The organism is Mesorhizobium sp. M0923 (genome assembly GCF_040319365.1).
GTDB lineage: Bacteria > Pseudomonadota > Alphaproteobacteria > Rhizobiales > Rhizobiaceae > Mesorhizobium.
In genome coordinates this window covers 109,882-128,052 of sequence record NZ_JAMYNW010000012.1, presented here as the reverse complement: position 1 = coordinate 128,052, position 18,171 = coordinate 109,882, and the positions used below count along the sequence as shown (strand labels likewise).

Genomic DNA, 18,171 nt, shown 5'->3' with positions numbered 1-18,171 from the left:
GATCCCGATCTATCGGATCGCGTCCAGCGCCTGCCTTTGCCGATGCATCTCGAGAAACACGCGGTAGTCGCGATCGAACCGGCCGGCGGCAGCCGGATTGGGCTCGCGCGTCCTGCCGCCTTGCTGCATAGCGACGCAAGCGGCGTTCAAATCGGGAAAAAGCCTGGCAGCGGTGGCGGCAATCATGCCGGTGCCGAGCAGCACCGCCTCGTCCGCCAGCGGCTCGACCACCGTGCATCCGGTGGCGTCGGCATAGAGCTCCATCAGCAAGGGGTTCTTGGTGTGGCCGCCGGTGACATGCAGCGTGTCGATCAGATAGCCGTTCTCGTTCAGCGCCTCCAGCACATGGCGGACGCCAAGCGCGATGCTGACGGCGGTGCGCCAATAGAGCTTGCACAGACTGTCGAAGGACGAATCCAGCGTCAGCCCGCTGATGACGCCTACGGCATGCGGGTCGGCGAGCGGCGAGCGGTTACCGTGAAAATCGGGCAGCACATGCAGCCTGGCGGCGAGGTTGTCTCCTTCAGCGGCGCACAGCTCGGCGACGCGGCGGGCGATCCTGGCATGCATGGCGGCATCCGGCTCGCCGCCGGCGCCATGCCAGCGGATGATGTGATCGAGCAGCGCGCCGGTGGCCGACTGGCCGCCTTCCGACAGCCACAGGCCGGGAAGGGCGGCGCCATAATAGGGCCCCCAGACACCGGCGAAAGGCTGCGGATCGGGCGACATAGCCATGACGCAACTCGACGTGCCGGCAATCAGAGCCAGATGGCGGCCGATGTTCGTCGCGTCACCGGCGAAACCGCCGAGTACCCCGAGCGCGCCCGCATAGGCATCGATGACGCCGGCGCCGACCCGGCATTTTTCGGTGAGGCCAAGCTCCGTCGCGGCTTGCGCGCCGAGCGGGCCGATATCGGCACCGACCGGGCTTGCCTTTTCCGGCAGATTGCCGTGCTCAAAGATATCGCCGAGCCCGACGGCTTGGAAAAAGTCGTGCCGCCAGCCGGTGTTTTCGTGCGCCAGATAGGTCCATTTGGCGGTCAGCGTGCATTGCGAGCGGGCGAGCGAACCGGTCGCCTTCCAGGTCAGAAAGTCGGTGAGGTCGAATAGATAGCCGGCTTCGTTCCATGTCCCGGGCAGATTGCGCTTCAGCCACATCAGCTTCGGCGTCACCATTTCCGGCGACATCACGCCGCCGATGTAGCCGAGCACGGCATGGCCGCTTTCCGTGCATTCATCGGCCTCGGCAATGGCGCGATGGTCAAGCCAGACGATGGTGTCCCAGCGTCTTTCGCCTGATACCGACACGCTGAGCTGGCCGCCATGCCGGTCTCGCACCACCAGCGAGCAGGTGGCGTCAAAGGAGATGCCGACGATATCCTCACCCTTCACGCGCGCCTTTTCGCGGGCAGCGCGTACGGCAATGCACACCGCCGACCAGATATCCTGCGAATCGTGCTCGGCGTGATCGGCCTTCGGCTGTTTCATGGCAATCGGGTGCTCGGCGCGGCCGAGCAAGGCGCCAGCGGTATCGAGAATGCCCGCACGGGCGCTTCCGGTGCCGACATCGACCGCGCAAACGAAACTGTTGGTCAAGGTGTTCTTGCTCTCGCTCCCAGGCCTGCAATCAGATCGGGCAATTGCAGCATGTCAGCGAATATAAAGTCCGGCTCACTCGACGCAAGCCGCGCTTTCAATGCCGGGTTGCCGGTGTGCGAGCCGCCGGTGAAGGCAAGGACGCGCATGCCTGCCGTCCGCGCCGCGGCGATGCCGGCTGGGCTGTCTTCGACGACGAGGCAGTTTTGCGGGGCCGCTCCCATCTTATCTGCTGCATGGAGAAAAAGATCGGGCGCCGGTTTGCCCCGCGCCACCATGGCAGCGCTGAACAAATGCGGCTCCAGCAGCCCAAGCAACCCCGTAACCTTGAGCGCATAGCGGATCCGCTCCAGCGTGCCGGAGGAGGCGACGCAGCACGGCACGCCGAGCTTCGGCAGGACCTGTGCCATGCCTGGCATCGGTTTCAGCTCCTGGCGAAACTTGCGCATCAGTTCGGAGCGCATCTCGGTCAGATGCTGGTCGGTGAGATCGAGCCCGAAGTCGCTTGCGAGGATTTCGCGGACGCTCTTCATGCTCTTGCCGAGGAAGTGCTCGTAGGCAACGTCCTCGCTGACGTTGCCGCCGGCAAGCGCGATCATCTCCAGCAATGCCGAGACGGACAGCATCTCGCTATCCACCAGCACGCCGTCACAGTCGAAAATGACCAGTTCAGGCGTCATCGCGCTGGATCGGCTTCAGAGGTCGCCGGCGAGATAGCGCGTCAGTGTCGCGCGCGCGCCGTCCGCCCACAGCGATTTGAGCGCATGGGCGAAGGCTTCGGCGAACGGCGGCGAGCGGCCGACATCGCCATAGATGTCCTCCATGGCAAGCCAGGCGGCAGGCATGTCCCTGGCCGCCTTGGCCGTCCCCTGCAACCGGCCCCAGTTCGGGTCGTTGGGCTCGGTGACGGCACCGGAATCCGTGGTGCCGAAGCAGTAGCGACACCAGAGCGCAGATTCCAGCGCCAGGCCGGTGACACTTTTGCCAGCCTTCAGCCGGTCAGCGATGGTCTGAATGATGAATTTCGGCTGGCGGTTAGAGCCGTCGAGGCAAAGCCGGCGTATGGTGTCGCCGATCTTCGGATTGGAGAAGCGGTGCTCGATGAGCTGGTAGTAATCTTCGAGGTCGGTGTCCGGAACCGGCGGCACGGTCGGGATGATTTCGTCATGCTCGAGCTTGTCGAGGAAGCCGCGTACCAGCGGCTCCTGCATCGCCTCATGGACGAAATGGATGTCCATCAGCCCGGCCGGATAGGCGATGGTCGCATGGCCGCCATTGAGGATGCGGATCTTCATCAGCTCATAGGGCGCGACATCGCTGACGAACTGCACGCCGACCTGTTCCAGCGGCGGCCTTCCATCGGTGAAACGGTCCTCCAGCACCCATTGCTTGAACGGCTCGCAAAACACCGGCCAATTGTCGTCGAGACCGAACTCGCTGGAGAGAATGCCGCGCTCGCGATCGGTGGTGGCCGGGGTGATGCGGTCGACCATGCCATTGGGAAAGGCCACGTTTTCGTTCACCCAATTTGCCAGATCCTCGTCGATCAGCCGCGCCAGGCCGATAACGCCATCGGAAGTGACGTGGCCGTTGTGGGGGATGTTGTCGCAGGACATGATGGTGAAGGGCACGATGCCATCGGCGCGGCGGCGCAGCAGCCCAGCGAGGATGAGGCCGAAGACGGTCTTCGGCGTCGCCCCCGGCTCAGCGTCGGCAACGATGTCGGGATGCGTCGGATTGAACACGCCAGAAGCCGGATCGATAAAATAGCCGCCCTCGGTGATGGTCAGGGAAACGATCTTGATCGCCGGATCGGCAAGCCGCTCGACGATTGCGGTCGCTTCGCCCGGCATCAGGAAATCGATCATAACGCCGGTGACGCGCGCGCTCATATGGCCGCTGTCCTGCTCGACCACGGTGGTCAGCCAGTCCTGTTCCTGCAGCTTGCCGCGGCCGACCTTCTCGCCCTCGAAGACGCCGGCGCCAACGATGGCCCAGTCGTGGCCGACGCCCGAATTGAAGAGGTCGTCGAGATAGACGGCCTGATGCGAGCGATGGAAATTGCCGACGCCGAAATGCACGATGCCGGCCTTGAGCGCGGCGCGATCGTATTTCGGGCCGGCGATCTTGGGCGGAAGCTTGGCGAGTATGGAAGAAGAGAGTTTCACGGACATCTGCTTTTACCCTTTAGCGGGACGGCTCTTCCCCCCGTTGGAGGAGACGGGGAGAAGAGCGCCTTCGCCCCCTCAACTCATCCACTGGCCGCCATCGACATTGTAGGTCTGGGCAACGATGTATTCGGCCTCATCGCTGGCCAGGAACACCGCCATGCCGGTGAGGTCTTGCGCCGTGCCCATGCGGCCATAAGGCACGGCTTCGCCGACCAGTCTCTTCTTCTCGCCCCTCGGCCGGTTCTCGAACTTGGCGAACAAGGCATCGACATGGTCCCAGTGCTCGCCGTCGACGACACCCGGGGCGATGGCATTGACGTTGATGCGGTGCTTGATCAGGTCGAGCCCTGCCGACTGGGTGAGCGAGATGACCGCCGCCTTGGTGGCGCAGTAGACGGCGACCAGCGCCTCGCCGCGGCGCCCGGCCTGGCTTGCCATGTTGATGATCTTGCCGCCCTTGCCGCGGGCAATCATCGAACGGGCCGCAACCTGAAGCGTAAACAGTGTGCCGGCGACGTTGACCGAGAACAATTTGTCGTAGCTTGCCTTGCTGATCTCGACGATCGGCGCCAGGTCGAACAGCGCAGCGTTGTTGATCAAAATATCGAGGCCGCCGGCTCTGGTTTCGACCGCCTTGACAGCCGCATCTATCGACGCGAGATCGGTGACGTCCAGCTTCACCGCGTAGGCGTTGCCGCCGATTTCCGAAGCCGTCTTCTCGGCAGCCTCGAGATTGATGTCGCCGATGGCGACGGTCGCGCCCTCCCGCATGTAGGCTTCGGCAAACGCCCTGCCGATGCCGCGCGCCGATCCGGTGATCAGCGCCGATTTACCTCCGAGCCTCATTGCAGCATCGCCTTCCCATCGGTGCCAAAACGATGCAGCTTGGTCTTGTCCGGTGTCAGATAGATTGTGTCGCCGTGATGGGCGGCAAGTTCGCCGTCGGCACGCACCGTCAGCTGCCCGACACCATCCGCCTGGACGTGCAAAAACGTGTCGGAGCCGAGATGTTCGGCAACGCCGACGGTCGCCTTCCAGTCGCCTGACGTCTTCGAAATGTTCATATGCTCCGGGCGGATGCCGACTGTCCTGGCGCCATATTTGGCGGCCGGCTCGCCTTCGATCAGGTTCATCTTCGGCGAGCCGATGAAACCGGCGACGAACAGGTTCTTCGGGGTCTTGTAGAGCTCCATCGGCGAGCCGACCTGCTCGATATTGCCGGCGTTGAGCACGACGATTTTGTCGGCCATGGTCATGGCCTCGATCTGGTCGTGGGTGACGTAGACCATGGTGGTCTTGAGCTGGTGATGCAGCTCGCTGATCTCCAGCCGCATGGTGCCGCGCAGCGCCGCGTCGAGATTGGACAAAGGCTCGTCGAACAGGAAGGCGGAAGGCTGGCGCACGATGGCGCGGCCGATGGCGACGCGCTGCCGCTGGCCGCCGGAGAGCTGGCCGGGGCGGCGATCTAGGTAGTTGGTGAGGTTCAAGATGCGGGCGGCGTCCTTCACCTTCTTGTCGATGGTCGCCTGGTCCTCGCCCGCCATCTTCAGGGGGAAAGCGATGTTCTTGGCCACCGTCATATGCGGGTAAAGCGCATAGGACTGGAACACCATGGCCAGCTTGCGCTTGGCCGGCGCCTCGCCGGTGACGTCGCGGCCATCGATGATGATGGTGCCGCCGCTGGTGTCCTCCAGGCCGGCAATCAGACGCAACAGCGTGGACTTGCCGCAGCCCGACGGGCCGACGAAGACGACGAACTCGCCGTTCTCGATGATCAGGTCGAGGCCGGGGATGATGGACGTCGCCCCGAAGGATTTGGAGACGTTCTTGAGCGTGATGTTTCCCATGATTTCCTCCCCCGAAGGGCTGTTTTTCGTTTTGCGTCAGGCGATGCCCGTTACTTTACCGCCCCAAACGTCAGGCCGCGGACCAGCTGCTTCTGGCTGAACCAGCCCATGATCAGGATCGGCGCGATCGCCAGTGTCGAGGCGGCCGAAAGCTTGGCCCAGAACAGCCCCTGCGGACTGGAGAAGGAGCTGATGAAAGCGGTGAGCGGCGCTGCCGCGGTGGTGGTCAGCCGGATCGTCCAGAACGCCTCGTTCCAGGCGAGGATGATGTTGAGCAGCATGGTCGAGGCGATGCCCGGCACCGCCATCGGCGTCAGCACGTAGATGATCTCGTTCCAGAGCGATGCGCCGTCCATGCGCGCCGCTTCCAGGATCTCGCCCGGGATCTCGCGGAAATAGGTGTAGAGCATCCAGACCACGATCGGCAGGTTGATCAACATCAGCATGACCATCAGGCCGATGCGGCTGTCGAGCAGTCCTGTATCGCGGAAGATCAGATAGATCGGGAACAGCACGGCGACGGCCGGCATCATTTTGGTGGAAAGCATCCACATCAGGATGTCCTTGGTGCGTTTGCTTGGCGAAAACGCCATCGACCATGCCGCCGGAACGGCGACAAGCAGAGCCAGGACGGTCGAGCCGACCGACAGGAACACCGAGTTCAGGAAGAATTTGAAATAACCGTTCTGCGCCTGGACCTCGGAATAGCTCTCCGTGGTTCCCGACGGGAACAGGTTGAAGCCCTGGATGGCCTCCTGCTCCGATTTGAACGAAGTGATGATCGTATAGAGGATCGGGAAGAAGATCAGTAGCGCGACGATCCAGGCGGCCGCGGTCGCAATCGTCTTGTGCTGGGTGGTGACTGCACGTGCCATCGTCAGGTCCTCCCGTATCGGCGATGTTGGCGGCAGGGTCGACCCCCACTCCGGTTTGCTGCGCAAACCACCTCTCCCCCGATCGACGGGGTAGAGGAAGGGTGCGGCTTCGATGCAGGCGTTTCCTCTCCCCCGGGCAGGGGGAGAGGTGTCCCGCGCAGCGGGACGGAGTGGGGGTGGTTCAGCGCACGTGCCATCGTTTCCTCCCTTATTTATCCAAATTCTTGCCGACGGCGCGCATGGCGAAGAAGGCGACGATGTTGGCGAGAATGACTGCGATGATACCGCCGGCGGACGCCTGGCCGATTTTGAACTCCAGCAATGCCTTCTGGTAGACGAGGAAGGGCAGGTTGGTGGAGGCATAACCCGGGCCGCCATTGGTGGTGACGAGGATCTCGGCATAGACCGACAGAAGGAAGATCGTCTGGATCAGGATGACCACGGTTATGGCGCGCGACATATGCGGCAGCGTCAAATAGATGAAGCGGCTGATGAAGCCGGCGCCGTCCATTTCGGCGGCTTCCTTCTGCTCGCCGTCGAGCGACTGAAGCGCGGTCAACAGGATCAGCGTCGCAAACGGCAGCCACTGCCAGGCGACGATGATGATGATGGCCAAAAGCGGGTGCTGCCCGAACCAGTCGATCGGCTGCCCGCCGAAGAAGCGCGCAATATCGGCGAAGACGCCGTATTGCGGATGCATGATCATGTTCTTCCAGACCAGTGCCGCCACCGGCGGCATGACGAAGAACGGCGAGATGACGAGGATGCGGACGATGCCCTGTCCCCACATCGGCTGATCGAGCAGAAGGGCCAGCAGGATACCGCCGATCACCGTGATCAAAAGCACGCTGACGACGATGGTGAGCGTGTTGAGGATCGACTGCAGGAATGCCGGGTTGGAATAGAACAGCGCGTAGTTCGAAAACCCGACGAAGCCGTCGCGCATCGGATTGAGCGGATTGTACTGTTGGAAGGAGAACCACAGCGTGAATGCCAGCGGTACAATCATCCAAACCAGCAGCAGCACCACGGATGGCGCCATCATGAAGCGGGCAAGCGAACGGGTCTGCTGAGTAGCCATGACGGTCACCCTTCGAGGTCAGCCAAGTTTTCAGCGGTGTGATAGCCGGCCGCCCGAACTGGGATTCGGGCGGCCGTTGCCGGTCGCCATTGGCAACCGGCACCGGGAGGAGCCTACTTGATGTAACCGCCCTCGGTCATCGTCGCGGTGGCGGCGTCCTGCGCCTGCTTCAGGGCATCGTCGACGCTCGACTGGCCGGCAAGTGCCGCCGAGAAGAGCTGGCCGACAGTGGTGCCGAGGCCCTGGAACTCAGGAATGGCGACGAACTGTACGCCGACATAAGGCACCGGCTTGACGGTTGGGTGCGTCGGATCGGCGGAGTTGATCGAGTCCAGCGTCATCTTGGCGAAAGGTGCCGCCTTCTGGTACTCGGGATTGGCATAGAGTGAGGAGCGCGTTCCCGGCGGAACGTTGGCCCAGCCTTCCTTCGAGGCGACGAGCTCGGCATAGTGCTTGCTGGTTGCCCAGGATACGAACTTTTGAGCGGCGTCGGCCTTCTGGGTGCCGGCGGGGATGGCCAGCGACCAGGCCCAGAGCCAATTGCCGCGCTTGCCGAGGCCATTGTCCGGTGCCAGCGCATAGCCGACCTTGTCGGCGACGGTGGAGTTCTTCGGGTCGGAAACGAAGGAAGCGGCGACGGTGGCATCGATCCACATGCCGCATTTGCCCTGCTGGAATAGCGCCAGGTTTTCGTTGAAGCCGTTGGACGAAGCGCCCTCGGGGCCGTCGGCCTTCATTAGGTCAACATAGAATTGCAGTGTGTTCTTCCACTCGGGCTGGTCGAATTGCGGCTTCCAGTTCTCGTCGAACCAGCGCGCGCCGAACGAGTTCGACATGGCGGTCAGGAAGGCCATGTTCTCGCCCCAGCCGGCCTTGCCGCGCAGGCAGACGCCGTTCACGCCGTTGGCGCGGTCGGTCATTTTGTCGGCAGCCTGCTTGATGAAGTCCCAGGTCGGCGCGTCGGGCATCTTGAGCCCGGCCTTCTCCATCAGGTCCTTGCGGTACATGACGAAGGAGCTTTCGCCGTAGAAAGGCGCGGCGTAGAGCTTGCCGTCGACCGACAGGCCGCCGGCAATAGCCGGGATGATGTCCTTGACGTCATAGTCGTCGCCGAGCTTGTCGAGCGGCAGGAGCCAACTCTGCTTGGCCCAGATCGGCACCTCATAGGTGCCGATGGTCATCACGTCGTACTGGCCGCCCTTGGTGGCGATGTCGGTGGTGACGCGCTCGCGCAGGACGTTTTCCTCGAGCGTGACCCACTGCAGCTGGACGTCGGGATTCTTGGCGGTGAAGTCGTCGGTCAGCTTCTGCATGCGGACCATGTCGCCATTGTTGACCGTGGCGATGGTGATGGATTCGGCATGCGCGGCGAAAGCAAGCGCGCTGGCCGACAACAGGCCTAGGGTGAACGTGCGAAGTTTCATCAAAATTCCTCCCATGAACCAAGATGAGCATTTGCCTTGGCTGTGAGCAATTACTCACTTACCGTGAATTATGTCAAGCCGGATTCGTTGCTGCAGCGCAGCACGCTGGTCTCGTGCAGCGGCAAGCCTGGGACACTCGCGGTATATGTGGAGAAGGGTTGGATCGGGCCCATCGCGCCGCCAAAAGCCGGAGCTTTGCTGTCCGGGTGGCCTGGATTCGGCCTATTGGCAAGCGATCTCGCTCAGGATCCAATCACGAAAGGCGCGGATCTTCGGCACGTTGCGCCGCGCCGTCGGATAGACCAGCCAATAGGCATGGCCGTCGTCACCAACCAGATCGAAGGGCTGGATCAGGCGGCCGTCGGCAAGTTCGGTCTTGAACAGCGCCTTGGTGACGATCGCCACGCCATGGCCAGCAATCGCGGCATTGGCCTCGTAGGCTTGCGCGCCCATGCTGGTGCCGGTGCGTTTGGCCAATTCCGCGACCGGCAGGCCGGCGGCGGCAAACCAGTCCCGCCACCAGATGTCGCCCGGGTCGAGGATCGGCAGCCGCAGCAGGTCGGCCGGTTCGTTGACGCCGCCGATGCTGGCCGCGAGTTTTGGGCTGAGAACCGGCGTGAAATCGGCCCTGAAAAGCATATGGGTCTCGACGCCCGGCCAGTTGCCGCCGCCGGAGCGGATGGCGATGTCGATATCCTCTCTGGCAAAGTCGACAACCCTGTTCGAAGTATCGACGCGCACCGCCAGCGACGGATGCGCGACCTGGAACGAGCCGAGATGCTGCGCCAGCCAATTGGAGGCAAAGGTCAGCAGCGTCGAAACGCAAAGCACGCCATCGGCGCCGGTGCGCGCGGCGGCATAGGCGCCGCTCAACAGCGCGAATGCTTCGCTGACCGCGGGCGCCAGGCGTTGGCCGGGTTCGGTCAGCACGATCTGTTTTGGCTGGCGCAGGAACAAGGGCGCGCCGATGCGCTCCTCCAGAAGCTTGATCTGATAGCTTGCCGCCGCCTGCGTCATGCCAAGCTCCTGGGCAGCCTTGGTGAACGAGAGATGCCGCGCCACCGCCTCGAACACCCGGATCGCCTGAAGCGGAGGAAGCTGCGAAACCAGCTGTCGTGAATTGAGCTCCGGCATAAGCCCTCCTTATGGGCAGTGATCGACGTTTGATTGGCGGCACCGGCCGGTCCTACCGATATTCCCTGTTGAAGATCAATTACGCCTAGAGATAGCGAAGGCTGACGATCATGACCACAATACAGGAAAAGCTGCTTCTTGCTCCAGCCCACGGCTGGTTTTCACGGCTGGCGCGGGGATTGGCAAGGCACGCGGCGCGGAAACGGGCCTATCTCGACGTCCGGGAACTGCCGCCGCATCTGCAGCGCGACATGGGCTTCCTCGACGGCAACGATCCTTGCGGCCGGCACCAGTAATGTCGCTCGTTTTATCGGGGGTTCAGATGCGTTTCGATTTCACATGATCGTTTCCGACCGCCAGCGGCCTGGAGATCATGCGCCCGCCAGCAAGGCGGCGGCGGTCCGCTCATCGGTGATGAGGCCGTTGACCAGCCGCCGGTTGACGGCGGCGAAGATGCCCGGCAGCTTGCGGTCGCCCATGGCAAGCGCGATCACCAGCGACTTTTCGCGCGACGGCAGCGGCGCCGACGAGACCCGGTCGTTGGTGATACCGTCGATCATGCGGCCGTCGCGATCGAACACCCAGCCGACGATCTCGGCGACGCCGCCGGCCTTCTGCAGCGCCTTCAATTCACCCTCCGAAATGAAGCCGTCCTCGTAAAGCGGCGCCTTCGGGCCGAGATCGCCGATGCCGACAAAGGTGACGTCGGCCTCGGCCGCAAGCGCCAGCGTCGGCTGGATCATCGGCTGGCTGAGCAGCATCTCGCGCTCCTCGGGCGAGGAGGCGATGACCGGCAAAGGCATCGGAAACGAGCGCGCCTTGACCCTGTCGGCCATGGTGAAGATCACGTTGTAGAAGGCGGCCGAGCCGTCCGGCGAGATGTTGCCGGTCAGCGACACCACCTTGTGCTGCGGGCATTCCATCGGCGGCAGCTGCTCGATCGCCGCCTTCAGCGTGCGGCCGGTGCCGATCGCCATGACGATCGGCGTCGGCGACCGCAGCCGCCGCTCGATCTCGGCCGCCGCCGCCTCGGCGACGCCGATGACGGTGGAGGACGAAGACGGGTCGCTCGGCACCACCTCGACCAGATCAAGCGCAAAGCGCGATTTCAGCCGTGCCGCAAGGTCGAGGCAATTGGCGATCGGATGGTCGACGCGCACCTTGATCAACCCTTCGGAGACTGCGAGCGACACCAGCCGCTGCGCCGTCTGCCGGGAGATGCCAAGCGTGGCGGCGATCTGGTCCTGGGTGTTGCCGGCAACGTAATAGAGCCAGCCGGCGCGCGCCGCGTCGTCCAGCCTGTTGCCGCCGCTATCCTGCCGCGAATTCAAGGTCCTGCCTCCCAGCCCGCCGAGCATGAGAGGCGGAGCACCATAGTTTCGCAGGGAATGAGGTTGTGCGCAATTGCCTATTGGAAGAGCAATTGCTTAAGGTCCGGACTTGGTGCTTCGAGCGAAGTGACGGGGCCGACCTAGTCTCGTCGCAACAGCAAGGCTGTCGAGGTCGCACCAATCTCGGTTCCAAAGCGCGACGTGTTCGATCGGCCTCATGCGATCCGCTTTAGATTCTTTTTTATGCATGTCGTTATCACAAAACCGCTGCACACTTTTGCGCGACATGCATTAGCGGGGACGCGGCGGTTTATCTCCCACGCTAAACGCTTTAAGGGATTTTGGAGAATGGAGCCTTGCATGACGCCGAAAGCGGTTTTCTGGGATATGGACGGCACGCTGGTCGACAGCGAGCCGCTGCACGAGGCGGCGCTGATTGCGGCGCTGCACAGCGTCGGCGTCGCGCCGCCGGCCGACCTGCACGAGCGGGTGCTCGGCATCGCCGCATGGCCGGTCTACGAAATGCTGCGCGACGAGTTCGGCCTCGACCTGCCTTTCGACGACTGGATCGTGCGTAAATACGATCACTATCTGCCGATGGCGCAAACGCTGACGCCTCGCAGCGGCGCGATCGAGATTTTCAATGAGCTGCGCGCGCTTGGCGTGCCGCAAGCGGTGGTGTCCAACTCGGACAGGCTGATCGTCGATGCCAATCTGCGCGCCGTAGGCCTCGTCTATCCCGGTATGAAGACGGTCAGCCGCAACGACGTGCGCGAAGGCAAGCCGCACGCCGAACCTTTCCTGCGCGCCGCCTGGCTGGCCGACGTCGATCCCGCCGAGGCCGTGGCGGTCGACGACAGCGTGACGGGCGCCACGGCGGGGCTGGCAGCGGGAATGAAAACGATCTTCTGGCCAGAGGTGCCCATGGAAGGGCCGCCGGGGGCGATTGTCATCAACGGCGCCGACGAATTGCGGGCTCATTTGGGGCTGTAAGCTTGGCTGAAAAGGCCGCCGCAAGCTAGACTTCCTGCAACGCCGATGATTGGCGAAACCAGCGATAACAGCGTCCTTCTCCCCGTCATTGTACGGGGAGAAGGGCGCAGCTCAGTACCGGTAGACAGGCTCCTGCTCGTCGAGGATAGCCTTCAGTTCGGAGAGGTGGCGTTCGGCCTGGCCGGGATAGTCTTCCTGTTCCCTTGCCGCTTTCTCTGCGATCTCATCCGACAGTACCCGCAGCGGCCGGCCGGTCCACAGCGCCTTGATATAGGTTTCGGCGGCGCGCTCGAAATAGAACATGCGGTTGAAGGTGTCGGCGACGCTGTCGCCGATGACCAGCACGCCATGGTTGCCCATCACCATCACCTTGACCTTCGGGTCGACAAGAAGCTGCGAGCAGCGCTCGCCCTCTTCCTCGAGGGCCAGCCCGCCATAATGAGCGTCGACGACATGGCGGTTGAAGAAGATCGCCGAGTTCTGGTCGACCGGCGGCAGCGTCGAGTCGGCGAGCGAGGCAAGCACGGTGGCGTGGATCGAGTGGACATGCATGACGCAGCGCGCATGACGCACGTTGCGATGGATGGCGCGGTGCAGGCCCCATGCCGTCGGGTCGGGCGCATTCGGGCCTGTCAGCGTGTCGGGATCATTGGCGTCGATCAAAAGCAGGTCGCTCGCCTTGATGCGCGAAAAATGCACCTGGTTAGGGTTCATCAGGAATTGCGAGCCATCGTCGTTGACCGCCAGCGAGAAATGGTTGGCCACCGCCTCGTGCATGTTGAGCCGCGCCGTCCAGCGGAAGGCGCAAGCGAGGTCGACGCGCTCCTCATAGAACGGCAGGTTGGTCAGCACTTCCTTCTGCAGGCGCGTGATGCTCATCGTATGTCTCCGCGAATGGAGCGAGCATGCCGCGCGGCTGGAACACCCGCAACCGATTTCGTTTGGTGCAGGCGAGCACTGTCGCCTTACGCCGCCGTGCTGGCGGCGGCGCCGACCCTTAGGCCGCCATGCTCGACGATAAAATCGATGACCTCCTGCAGCCCCTTGCCGCGCGACAGATCGGTGAAACCGAACGGCCGCTTGCCGCGCATGCGGGCGGCGTCGCTCTCCATGACATCGAGATTGACGTTCACATAGGGCGCAAGGTCGCTCTTGTTGATGACCAGGAAATCGGACCGGGTGATCGCCGGTCCGCCCTTGCGCGGAATCTCCTCGCCCTGGCAAACCGAGATGACATAGAGCGTCAGGTCGGCAAGGTCCGGCGAGAAGGTGGCGGCGAGGTTGTCGCCGCCCGATTCGATGAAGATGATGTCGAGATCCGGGAATTTTTTGGTCATTTCGGCAATCGCCTGCAGATTGATCGAGGCGTCCTCGCGGATGGCGGTGTGCGGGCAGCCGCCGGTCTCGACGCCGATGATGCGATCTTCGGGCAGCGCCTGGAGGCGCGCCAGCATCATGGCGTCCTCCTTGGTGTAGATGTCGTTGGTGACGACGGCGATCGAGAACTCGTCGCGCAGCGCCTTGCAGAGCTTTTCGGTGAGCGTCGTCTTGCCGGAGCCGACCGGACCGCCGATGCCGATGCGAAGAGGGCCGTTCGGGGATATCATGCGGGGAACTCCGTGAAGGCAAGGATGGCGAAGCCGAGGCCGATCAGCAGGCACAGCGGCGAATAATAACGCAGATCGAGCCGCGCGAAAGGTTGCTCGGGCGTCAGCCGGCGCCACCACGGCGTGAAGCCGGCAATGCCGCGCGCCAGGAAAACCAGCGCGATGAGCAGCGACGTGGCGGCAAGCCCGGCCTTGGGAAAGGGCGTGGCAAAGATGCCCTCGAGCGCCATCGGCCACAGTGTCGCCAGGCCGAGGCAGGCGGCAACGGCGAAGCTGGCGAAGGGCGCCGGCATTTCGTCGACGCCATGAAAGCCGATGACGGCGCGGGCGCAGGAGGCAGCATCCCTGCCCGGCCAGATGCCGCCAATGGCCCAATAGACATGCAGCGCGGTGATCAGCAGCAGAACCAGCGAGAGGGCGAAAGCGAGGACGATCATGAGCGGAACAGCCGCGAATACTGGGTCTCGTGCCTACTCGCCGTGATGTCGGAGATAAAAGCGCAGCCGCCGAGATCGTCGAGCGTCGAGCCGGTAGCGCGGGCCGCGGTCGCCAAGGCCAGCGGCTCGAAGCCGGCGAGCAGCGTCATCGCAGCACTCTGGCCGACGACACCGAGCCGGATCGCTGCCTGGACGAGGTTGGAAAAGAAGGCCTGCAGGAAGGCGCCCAGCGCGTCCCGCAGCATAAATCCGTGGCCGCCGGCGACGGCACCGACGGCGACGCAATAGGCACATTCGGCCGGCAGGCGGTCCAGCACCTGGCACGGCCAGGCCGAGGCCGCCTTCAGGAAGGCGGCGCCCTGCAGCATGGTTTCGGCATGACGCTCGCGCGAGCCGGCTAAGGCCTCGCCGAGCGCAGCGACCTCGACGAGATCGCCGGCTTCGCGCGCCCGGCGCCAGCTTTCGGCAAACAGCACCGCATCGTTCCAGCCGGAACCCATCTCGACCAGCGTTTCCAGCCACGCGGCGAGGTCTTTGCTGTCGGCAACCAGCCCGGCATGCACGGCTTGTTCCAGGCCATGGCTGTAGGAAAAGCCGCCGACCGGGAAGGAAGGCGACAGCCACGCCATCAGCCGCAACAATGCAATGTTGGAAGGCTGGTCAGTCATGGTCATGGTCGTGCGAATGGCTGTGGGAATGCGATTCGCTATGGCTATGAGAATGCGCTTCGGCGTGGCTGTGCGTATGCGCCTCGGCATGAGCATGGCCGTGCCCGCCATGGCCGGAATAAGCGCCGCGCACCGGCTTGAACGGCTCGGAGACGTCGCTCACAATGGCGCCCAATCCCTCCAGCATCGCCTTGATGACATGGTCGCGCAGGATGAGGATGCGCCCAGCTTCGATTGCGGCGGCGAGATGGCGGTTGCCGATGTGCCAGGCAAGCTCGGCCAGATGGACAGGATCGCTGGCCCTGATGTCATAGAGCGGCTCCTCGGCCGCGATGATCTCGATTTGGCGGCCATCCTCCAGCACCAGCCGGTCACCATGGTTCAACGTCACCGGTTCGGGCAGGTCGACCAGCACCTTGTCGCTACGGGCCGTTTCGATGGCGCGACGGCGCAGATGCCGCTCGTCATGAGCAAGCACCGCACGGTCGTATGGCGTGGCAGTTCCGGCTTCGCCTGCGGCCAGGACGGAGACGGCGCGCGGGAATTTGGTGAAGTCGGTGCGAATATCGAGCTTCATGTAAGACTGCCTTTCGCAAAAAGCCTAGACTATCCGGTCCGCCGCCCCAATGGGGCTCAGACGATCGTGTCGAAGAGCCGCAGGATGAACGATATCTGATAGACGAGCGCGCCGGCGACAAAGGCGATGTGAAAGCGGCGGTCGCGCAGCAGGATCGCAATGACGCAAAGCGCGACGAAAACCGGCGTGCGGATCAGATATTCGATGCCGAAATGGGCGAAATGCTCCGGCCCTTTCAGCAGCGTGTCGATCACGTCGAGCAGATAGGTCGCCGCCAGCAGGCCGAAGAACCAGGCCCGGCGCGAATAAAAGAAATCCTCATAGCTGGTGTAGTCCAGCATCGAATCCGGGAACAGCAGCGCGCAGAGCAGGAACAGCGCGACGGCGTAGAAGATGATGAACAGGTATTTGCCGAAGGTCCAATTCTCGATCTGGAACAGGCCGAACTCCCACCACCAGAAATGCACCAGCATCAGAAGCACCGACGCAACCCAGGCGAGGTGCACGGGATAGAGCCGGTACTGGCCGGGATGCTGGACGATGCGGGCGAGCCCCGACAGCAGCCGTGTGACGCCAAGGCCGATCACCATGCCCAGGACAATGCGGATATGCGGGAAAATGTCGTGGGCGTAAGGGAGTTGCTGGTCCATAGGCCTGGCGCGGCATGTTCTACATCGGTCGTTCTAACGCCTATGGTTCAGAACAGGAAGTAGCGTTGCGCCATCGGCAGCACGGTGGCCGGCTCGCAGGTGAGCAACTCGCCGTCGGCGCGGACCTCGTAGGTTTCGGGGTCGACCTCGACATGCGGCGTGGCGTCGTTGAGCACCATCGAATGCTTGCCGATGCCGCCGCGGGTATTCTCGACCGCCACCATCTGCTTGTCGACGCCGAGCCTGCCGCGCAGGCCGGCGTCGAGCGCGGCTTTCGAAACGAATGTCACCGACGAATTGGTCATCGCCTTGCCATAGGCGCCGAACATCGGCCGATAGTGCATCGGCTGCGGCGTCGGGATCGAGGCGTTGGGATCGCCCATCGGGGCGGCGGCGATCATGCCGCCGATCAGCACCATGTCCGGCTTGACGCCGAAGAACGCCGGATTCCACAGCACGAGATCGGCGCGTTTTCCCACCGCCACCGAGCCAATGTCCTTCGACAGGCCATGCGCGATGGCCGGATTGATGGTGTATTTGGCGATGTAGCGGCGGACGCGGAAATTGTCGTTGTCGCCGGTCTCCTGCGGCAGCGAACCGCGCTGGCGCTTCATCTTGTCGGCGGTCTGCCAGGTGCGGATCGCGACTTCGCCGACGCGGCCCATGGCCTGGCTGTCCGACGAGATGATCGAGAAGGCGCCGATGTCGTGCAGAATGTCTTCGGCGGCGATGGTTTCCTTGCGGATGCGGCTTTCGGCAAAGGCGATATCTTCGGGGATCGACGGCGACAGATGGTGACAGACCATCAGCATGTCGAGGTGTTCGGCCAGCGTGTTGACCGTGTAGGGGCGGGTCGGATTGGTCGAGGACGGAATGACGTTGGGCAGGCCGCAGACCTTGATGATATCAGGTGCGTGGCCGCCGCCGGCGCCTTCGGTGTGGAAGGCATGGATGGTGCGGCCCTTGATCGCCGCCACCGTGTTTTCGACGAAGCCGGACTCGTTCAGCGTGTCGGTGTGGATCATGACCTGCACGTCGTAATCGTCGGCGACCGACAGGCAGCAGTCGATTGCAGCCGGTGTCGTGCCCCAGTCCTCATGCAGCTTCAGCGAGCAGGCGCCGGCGAGCACCATCTCCTCGAGCGCGGCAGGCAGCGACGCGTTGCCCTTGCCCGACAGGCCGATATTCATCGGGAAGGCATCGAAAGACTGGATCATGCGTGCCAGATGCCACGGGCCAGGCGTGCAGGTGGTGGCCAGCGTACCGTGCGCCGGGCCGGTGCCGCCGCCGAGCATGGTGGTGATGCCCGACATCAGCGCTTCCTCGATCTGCTGCGGGCAGATGAAGTGGATATGCGCGTCGAAGCCGCCGGCGGTCAGGATCTTGCCCTCGCCGGCGATGATCTCGGTGCCGGGGCCGATGATGATGGTGACGCCGCCTTGAGTATCCGGATTGCCGGCCTTGCCGATCGCGGCGATACGGCCGTCCCTGAGGCCGATATCTGCCTTGACGATACCCGCGGTGGCATCGACGACCAGCGCATTGGTGATGACGGTGTCGACCGCGCCTTGCGCGCGCGAAACCTGGCTCTGGCCCATGCCATCGCGGATGACCTTGCCGCCGCCGAATTTCACCTCCTCACCGTAAAGGGTGAGATCCTTTTCGACCTCGATGAACAGTTCGGTGTCGGCGAGCCGGACCTTGTCGCCAACGGTCGGGCCGTACATCTGCGCATAGGCGGCGCGGGTGATTTTAGCCATCAGCAATTGCTCCCGAAATA

General features: G+C 63.4%; 19 protein-coding genes. 2 read left to right on the top strand and 17 right to left on the bottom strand.

Annotation, left to right across the window (positions count from 1 at the left end):
* Nucleotides 1–9 precede the first annotated feature (9 nt).
* The 9 genes from NKH89_RS21125 to gcvA all read right to left on the bottom strand — a co-directional run bounded on the left by NKH89_RS21125 (nucleotide 10) and on the right by gcvA (nucleotide 10,128).
* On the bottom strand, nucleotides 10–1,596 hold the full coding sequence (locus tag NKH89_RS21125; protein WP_352909796.1) for an FGGY-family carbohydrate kinase: 1,587 nt from the start codon (nucleotides 1,594–1,596) through the stop codon (nucleotides 10–12).
* The gene (locus NKH89_RS21120; protein WP_352909793.1) at nucleotides 1,593–2,276 is read right to left on the bottom strand and encodes an HAD family hydrolase; all 684 of its coding nucleotides are present in this window, start codon (nucleotides 2,274–2,276) and stop codon (nucleotides 1,593–1,595) included. Before NKH89_RS21120 ends, NKH89_RS21125 begins: the two co-directional genes overlap by 4 nt.
* A gap of 15 nt (nucleotides 2,277–2,291) precedes the next feature.
* Complete coding sequence (locus tag NKH89_RS21115; RefSeq protein WP_352909790.1) at nucleotides 2,292–3,770, bottom strand: mannitol dehydrogenase family protein; 1,479 nt, start codon at nucleotides 3,768–3,770, stop codon at nucleotides 2,292–2,294.
* 72 nt (nucleotides 3,771–3,842) lie between these two features.
* Nucleotides 3,843–4,613, bottom strand: a complete 771-nt coding sequence (locus NKH89_RS21110; protein ID WP_352484352.1) for an L-iditol 2-dehydrogenase — start codon at nucleotides 4,611–4,613, stop codon at nucleotides 3,843–3,845.
* Nucleotides 4,610–5,614, bottom strand: a complete 1,005-nt coding sequence (locus NKH89_RS21105; RefSeq protein ID WP_352484353.1) for an ABC transporter ATP-binding protein — start codon at nucleotides 5,612–5,614, stop codon at nucleotides 4,610–4,612. The genes NKH89_RS21110 and NKH89_RS21105 overlap by 4 nt, the downstream gene beginning before the upstream one ends.
* 50 nt (nucleotides 5,615–5,664) lie before the next feature.
* Nucleotides 5,665–6,489 (bottom strand): carbohydrate ABC transporter permease, encoded by an 825-nt coding sequence (locus NKH89_RS21100; protein WP_352909788.1) that lies wholly within the window; start codon nucleotides 6,487–6,489, stop codon nucleotides 5,665–5,667.
* A gap of 208 nt (nucleotides 6,490–6,697) precedes the next feature.
* Nucleotides 6,698–7,570 (bottom strand): carbohydrate ABC transporter permease, encoded by an 873-nt coding sequence (locus NKH89_RS21095; protein WP_031195183.1) that lies wholly within the window; start codon nucleotides 7,568–7,570, stop codon nucleotides 6,698–6,700.
* A gap of 113 nt (nucleotides 7,571–7,683) precedes the next feature.
* Nucleotides 7,684–8,994: an ABC transporter substrate-binding protein gene (locus NKH89_RS21090; protein WP_023722530.1), complete on the bottom strand. Its 1,311-nt coding sequence runs from the start codon at nucleotides 8,992–8,994 to the stop codon at nucleotides 7,684–7,686.
* Between the two features lie 222 nt (nucleotides 8,995–9,216).
* A complete protein-coding gene (gene gcvA, locus NKH89_RS21085; protein ID WP_352859128.1) occupies nucleotides 9,217–10,128 on the bottom strand; it encodes a transcriptional regulator GcvA in 912 nt (303 codons plus the stop codon).
* A 110-nt stretch (nucleotides 10,129–10,238) separates the two neighbouring features.
* Here gcvA and NKH89_RS21080 point away from each other — a divergent pair, with 110 nt between their 5' ends.
* The gene (locus NKH89_RS21080; protein ID WP_254815832.1) at nucleotides 10,239–10,424 is read left to right on the top strand and encodes a hypothetical protein; all 186 of its coding nucleotides are present in this window, start codon (nucleotides 10,239–10,241) and stop codon (nucleotides 10,422–10,424) included.
* Nucleotides 10,425–10,499: 75 nt separating this feature from the next.
* On the opposite strand, the gene NKH89_RS21075 is transcribed toward NKH89_RS21080, so the two are convergent.
* On the bottom strand, nucleotides 10,500–11,459 hold the full coding sequence (locus NKH89_RS21075) for a sugar-binding transcriptional regulator (protein ID WP_352716338.1): 960 nt from the start codon (nucleotides 11,457–11,459) through the stop codon (nucleotides 10,500–10,502).
* 360 nt (nucleotides 11,460–11,819) lie between these two features.
* Here NKH89_RS21075 and NKH89_RS21070 point away from each other — a divergent pair, with 360 nt between their 5' ends.
* A complete protein-coding gene (locus NKH89_RS21070; RefSeq protein WP_352909783.1) occupies nucleotides 11,820–12,452 on the top strand; it encodes an HAD family hydrolase in 633 nt (210 codons plus the stop codon).
* A 111-nt stretch (nucleotides 12,453–12,563) separates the two neighbouring features.
* Here the strand turns inward: NKH89_RS21070 and NKH89_RS21065 are convergent, their stop codons facing one another.
* The 7 genes from NKH89_RS21065 to ureC form a co-directional block, all read right to left on the bottom strand.
* Nucleotides 12,564–13,331: a class II aldolase and adducin N-terminal domain-containing protein gene (locus NKH89_RS21065; protein ID WP_352791971.1), complete on the bottom strand. Its 768-nt coding sequence runs from the start codon at nucleotides 13,329–13,331 to the stop codon at nucleotides 12,564–12,566.
* A gap of 86 nt (nucleotides 13,332–13,417) precedes the next feature.
* Nucleotides 13,418–14,059 (bottom strand): urease accessory protein UreG, encoded by a 642-nt coding sequence (gene ureG / locus NKH89_RS21060; RefSeq protein ID WP_352791970.1) that lies wholly within the window; start codon nucleotides 14,057–14,059, stop codon nucleotides 13,418–13,420.
* Nucleotides 14,056–14,496, bottom strand: coding sequence for a DUF3995 domain-containing protein (locus NKH89_RS21055; protein WP_023722538.1), 441 nt, complete (start codon nucleotides 14,494–14,496; stop codon nucleotides 14,056–14,058). The genes ureG and NKH89_RS21055 overlap by 4 nt, the downstream gene beginning before the upstream one ends.
* The gene (locus tag NKH89_RS21050; RefSeq protein WP_352495055.1) at nucleotides 14,493–15,164 is read right to left on the bottom strand and encodes an urease accessory protein UreF; all 672 of its coding nucleotides are present in this window, start codon (nucleotides 15,162–15,164) and stop codon (nucleotides 14,493–14,495) included. The genes NKH89_RS21055 and NKH89_RS21050 overlap by 4 nt, the downstream gene beginning before the upstream one ends.
* Nucleotides 15,157–15,741, bottom strand: a complete 585-nt coding sequence (locus tag NKH89_RS21045) for an urease accessory protein UreE (protein WP_023722540.1) — start codon at nucleotides 15,739–15,741, stop codon at nucleotides 15,157–15,159. The genes NKH89_RS21050 and NKH89_RS21045 overlap by 8 nt, the downstream gene beginning before the upstream one ends.
* A gap of 56 nt (nucleotides 15,742–15,797) precedes the next feature.
* Nucleotides 15,798–16,391, bottom strand: a complete 594-nt coding sequence (locus NKH89_RS21040; protein ID WP_023722541.1) for a hypothetical protein — start codon at nucleotides 16,389–16,391, stop codon at nucleotides 15,798–15,800.
* Nucleotides 16,392–16,438: 47 nt separating this feature from the next.
* Complete coding sequence (gene ureC, locus NKH89_RS21035; protein WP_502895920.1) at nucleotides 16,439–18,151, bottom strand: urease subunit alpha; 1,713 nt, start codon at nucleotides 18,149–18,151, stop codon at nucleotides 16,439–16,441.
* Nucleotides 18,152–18,171 lie beyond the last annotated feature (20 nt).

Coding starts and splice junctions, on each gene's coding strand:
- ureC (WP_502895920.1), bottom strand. CDS start 18,151: ATGGCTAAAATCACCCGCGCCGCCTATGCGCAGATGTACGGCCCGACC.
- NKH89_RS21120 (WP_352909793.1), bottom strand. CDS start 2,276: ATGACGCCTGAACTGGTCATTTTCGACTGTGACGGCGTGCTGGTGGAT.
- NKH89_RS21090 (WP_023722530.1), bottom strand. CDS start 8,994: ATGAAACTTCGCACGTTCACCCTAGGCCTGTTGTCGGCCAGCGCGCTT.
- NKH89_RS21070 (WP_352909783.1), top strand. CDS start 11,820: ATGACGCCGAAAGCGGTTTTCTGGGATATGGACGGCACGCTGGTCGAC.
- ureG (WP_352791970.1), bottom strand. CDS start 14,059: ATGATATCCCCGAACGGCCCTCTTCGCATCGGCATCGGCGGTCCGGTC.
- NKH89_RS21080 (WP_254815832.1), top strand. CDS start 10,239: ATGACCACAATACAGGAAAAGCTGCTTCTTGCTCCAGCCCACGGCTGG.
- NKH89_RS21100 (WP_352909788.1), bottom strand. CDS start 6,489: ATGGCACGTGCAGTCACCACCCAGCACAAGACGATTGCGACCGCGGCC.
- NKH89_RS21040 (WP_023722541.1), bottom strand. CDS start 16,391: ATGGACCAGCAACTCCCTTACGCCCACGACATTTTCCCGCATATCCGC.
- NKH89_RS21055 (WP_023722538.1), bottom strand. CDS start 14,496: ATGATCGTCCTCGCTTTCGCCCTCTCGCTGGTTCTGCTGCTGATCACC.
- NKH89_RS21105 (WP_352484353.1), bottom strand. CDS start 5,614: ATGGGAAACATCACGCTCAAGAACGTCTCCAAATCCTTCGGGGCGACG.
- NKH89_RS21050 (WP_352495055.1), bottom strand. CDS start 15,164: ATGACTGACCAGCCTTCCAACATTGCATTGTTGCGGCTGATGGCGTGG.
- NKH89_RS21115 (WP_352909790.1), bottom strand. CDS start 3,770: ATGTCCGTGAAACTCTCTTCTTCCATACTCGCCAAGCTTCCGCCCAAG.
- NKH89_RS21095 (WP_031195183.1), bottom strand. CDS start 7,570: ATGGCTACTCAGCAGACCCGTTCGCTTGCCCGCTTCATGATGGCGCCA.
- gcvA (WP_352859128.1), bottom strand. CDS start 10,128: ATGCCGGAGCTCAATTCACGACAGCTGGTTTCGCAGCTTCCTCCGCTT.
- NKH89_RS21110 (WP_352484352.1), bottom strand. CDS start 4,613: ATGAGGCTCGGAGGTAAATCGGCGCTGATCACCGGATCGGCGCGCGGC.
- NKH89_RS21065 (WP_352791971.1), bottom strand. CDS start 13,331: ATGAGCATCACGCGCCTGCAGAAGGAAGTGCTGACCAACCTGCCGTTC.
- NKH89_RS21045 (WP_023722540.1), bottom strand. CDS start 15,741: ATGAAGCTCGATATTCGCACCGACTTCACCAAATTCCCGCGCGCCGTC.